The 3,496-nt window shown below is 68.1% G+C and carries 2 protein-coding genes; both read right to left on the bottom strand.

The features are described from left to right. Nucleotides 1–28: 28 nt before the first annotated feature. Complete coding sequence (locus ABZ453_RS50785) at nt 29–2,356, bottom strand: tyrosine-type recombinase/integrase (RefSeq protein WP_359026818.1); 2,328 nt, start codon at nt 2,354–2,356, stop codon at nt 29–31. Next, nucleotides 2,353–3,414 (bottom strand): site-specific integrase, encoded by a 1,062-nt coding sequence (locus tag ABZ453_RS50780; RefSeq protein WP_359026820.1) that lies wholly within the window; start codon nt 3,412–3,414, stop codon nt 2,353–2,355. The genes ABZ453_RS50785 and ABZ453_RS50780 overlap by 4 nt, the downstream gene beginning before the upstream one ends. Nucleotides 3,415–3,496: the final 82 nt, after the last annotated feature.

Here is a 3,496-nt window from a genome sequence, read left to right as displayed (position 1 = left end):
TTCTGTGGAATCTGATTTGTCAAGTAGCTCAGTCTTTGCCCTGGTTGACGGCAACGATCGGCAGGAGCGTCGCCGTCGCCGGAACGCCGATCTCGCGGGGCGTCGCCCCGGTCGGCGTGGGAACGTCGACCAGCCGTTCCAGCAGCTGGTCGAGTGCGGCCTGGCCGTCGTAGACGGCGGCGCGTTCCTCGTCGCTGAGCGGGACGCTCGCCAGCATGCGCTGGAGGTTGTCCTTGGCCTCCAGGAGCTGCCCCTTGCTGGAGTCCTTCGGCGTGTAGAAGTCGCAGCGAGCGCAGGCCATGCGATGCGGGCACTGCTCGAAGAACGTGTAGGTGCAGAAGCCGTGACCAAGGTCGTAGTACTGCCAGGGCTCGCCTGACGCTGCGGCTCCGGAGGTGACCGCGTCCCGGTCGACCAGGACCTCGATGGTGCGGACATTGCGTTCGAAGTACCCGGCGTCGTTGTAGGCCCTGGCCAGCGTGTTCGGGGTGATCTTGGCGTAATGCTGAGTCGACTCCGGGCTCCGGTGACCGAGCCAGGCTTGCAGCTCGAACAGCGTCATCGGCTCCTTCGCGTTGTAGAGCTGGCTGGCGATCGTGGAGCGGGCCCGGTGGCTGGTGATGTTGCCCCGGACATCGGCGGTCGGGACGCCGGCCTTCTGACAGAGCGACGGGATGATCGTCCCGTTCATGTAGGTCTTGGCGACCCGGTGGGCCCTCATCGCGAAGAGGAGGTCGACGTGCTCGCCGGTCTTGCGGTCCAGCATCTTCGGCTGCTGCGGCCGCAGTTCCTGCCATGCCTCGATCGCCTTGCCCAACAGCGGATCGACGGGCTTGGTGAACGAGGTGCCGGTCTTGTGGGTGGGGACGTCCAGCAGGCAGACGGCGTCCCGTGCCAGTACTTCGTCGGAGTCGCCGGGAATCGGAAACCCCTCGTGCTGCCAGCGGATGCAGCCCACGCGCAGTCGCGCGATCTCGTCGCTGCGCAGGCCGCTGAACAGCCAGGTCAGGGACAACACCCGGAGGAGCTCGAACGGGTAGCGCAGGCTGTTGAGTCTGGTCGGCAGATCATCGGGGCCGATATTGAGCCCGGCCCACAGCAGTTTGGCCCAGATGTCATCGGCTATCACCCGCGGGTCGGGGCCGAGCATCGACGCGATGGTTCGGGGCGTGGACAGCGCGCGCACGGGGTCGAACCGTCGGGGTATCCACTCCCATTCCTGCAGGTCACGGAAGAACGCCCGGGTCGCGGTGAGGTAGCCCGACTTGCTGTGCGGAGTGATCGGCTGACCTGCCCGTTTCTCGTGACTGGCGACTCGTTGGACGTAGTCCCCGACACGGAGTCTGTCCACCGCGGCAACCCAGGCCGCGCAGGTCTGACGGGTCCACTGAGCCGGCTCCGTGATCTCAGGATGCTCGGCGGCGAGCCACCGTCCGATCTTCGACAGCAGAGAGCGGTGGTTGTCTCGGACCCTGCGCGACAACGTGCTGGTGGAGTGCCAGCGTTCGATCCATTCGGCCCACGAACGCGCGGTCCCCTCGATCTCGGGCATCCGCCCGCGATACGGAGTCGGCGGCAGGGAGCAGTGCCCGAGCGCGGCCACGGCGCGCTGGATCCCGTAGAGGGCACCGATGTAACGATCCGGCAGGTCAGGGTGCTGACGGATCCGGTCGAACGCCTCGGTCGTCAGGTCTTCGAGCATCGGGCTGCGGTTGAGCAGGAGCGTCTGACACAGGACCGGGGAGATCCGTGGGTCGATGCCATCCTCGACCTGATAACCCCAGCCACGAAGGACTTGCGCGACCTGCTGCTGTGCTTCGTCGACCGGACGCTTGCCGAACACTCGCCAAGCCAGCGGCAGGCGCTGAAAGCCTCCCAGTCGGTCGAACTCGGTGAAGCCGCTGAGCAGGTAGGCATATGCGGCCAGATACGGGCGCGCGGTTCCCTCGGCCCATCCTGGGGCGTTTGCGGTGAACTGCCTGGCGTTGGTGCCGATCAGCGCGAGCCAGTCCTCGGCCGACCAGACCCAGACCGTCCGGCCGCGTTCGGCGCAGCGCAGGAGAATCAGGGCGATGGCGTCGTCGACGCCGCGGCGGTAGCTGCCGTCATCGGGACACCACAGCGATGAGCGCACCTCGTCGAGCGGGCGAAGCAGTCGCCGAACGGTTTTCCACTGAGGGGCCTGCGGGTCGTAGCTGCCGGGGTGGCGGCGCAGGTCCGTCCCCAGGGACGCAAGCGCCTCCCGTTCGCCGCCGATGAGTTCGGGGCGTCGGTCATAGCGGTCCGGCTCGACCGGCCACGGCCAGGACAGCGGCGCGTCCGTCGCGAGGGCGGACGCGGCGGTCAGCGCGGTCACTGCTGGCCCGCCTGCACCACGGGCTCGCCCAGGCGGGCCAGCATCTGAACCCGCCAGCCGTGGATCTGCTCCATGCCGCGGTTGAGCTTGTCGGCCAGGTCTCGGCCGGAGAGGTGGATGTAGGTGAGCGTGGAGTCGGTGTGGCGGTGGCCGGCGAAAGTGGCGATGGCATGCAGTTCCCAGCCCATCCGGGCCAGGTCGGTCAAGCACAGATGTCTCGTGGTGTGAGTGGAGAAGCGCGGGACATCAGCGGCCAGGGCGATCCGGCGGACCACCTTCGACCAAGTCCACAGGCTCAGCGGCTCGGCGTGGTTGCGCCGGGATTCCGACAGGAACAGCGGTCCGCGTGCCCGGCTGATCCGGGCCCGGTGAGCGAGGTAGCCCGACAGCAGGACGCCGGTCGGCGCGGAGTACGGAACAACGCGCTCCAGCCGGTTCTTGGTCGTCTCCGCCCGTACTCGCAGGGTTCGGTGAGCCGGGTCGAGGTCGTCGGTACGCAGGGAGCACAGCTCCTCGCGGCGCAGCGCGGCGTCGTAGGCGAGGGCGAGCATCACCCTGTTGCGTACCGGCTCCTCGGCGGCGACCGCGAGGACATCCATCCACTGCTGCTCGGCCGGTATCCACGGCAGCTTCGTCAGCCTCGGCACGAGACCGCGCTCGTGCCCGCCGCGTCGGCGGCCGGGCGTGTAGCGGCCACGGCCGACCGGGTTGGAGTCGCGCTGCCCGTCCTCCATGAGGAAGTCGTAGAACAGCCGGACCGGCACCAGGCGCTGCTGAATGGTGGCGTTGGCCAGACCGGAGCCCGAGTCGATCGAGACCACGTTCGCACCCCGACGGCTCGGCCGTGAGGTCAACTCCCGTACGTAGACGGCGATATGGGCCCGGTTCGCGGTCAGCGGGTCGACGTTCTCCCGCTCGCACATCTCCAGGTACTCGGCCAGCCCCCGGGCATAGGCATCGATGGTCCGCGGCGCCCGCCCCAGGTCGGTCCACACCTGCAACCACCCGGCCGCCTGCTCGTGCCGGCCGAGCACCGGCCACTTCTCCTCCAGCACCACCGTGCCCAACACATCTCCTCAGTCCGTGGTCGTACCGCAGGGAGATGATCTCCGCTGCGGTCAGATTCCACGTAACTGATAG

It is taken from the genome of Streptomyces sp. NPDC005799 (genome assembly GCF_040630525.1).
Classification (GTDB): domain Bacteria; phylum Actinomycetota; class Actinomycetes; order Streptomycetales; family Streptomycetaceae; genus Streptomyces; species Streptomyces griseorubiginosus_B.
The sequence above is the reverse complement of the archived record's forward strand: the minus strand, read 5'-3'. Positions and strand labels throughout refer to the sequence as shown.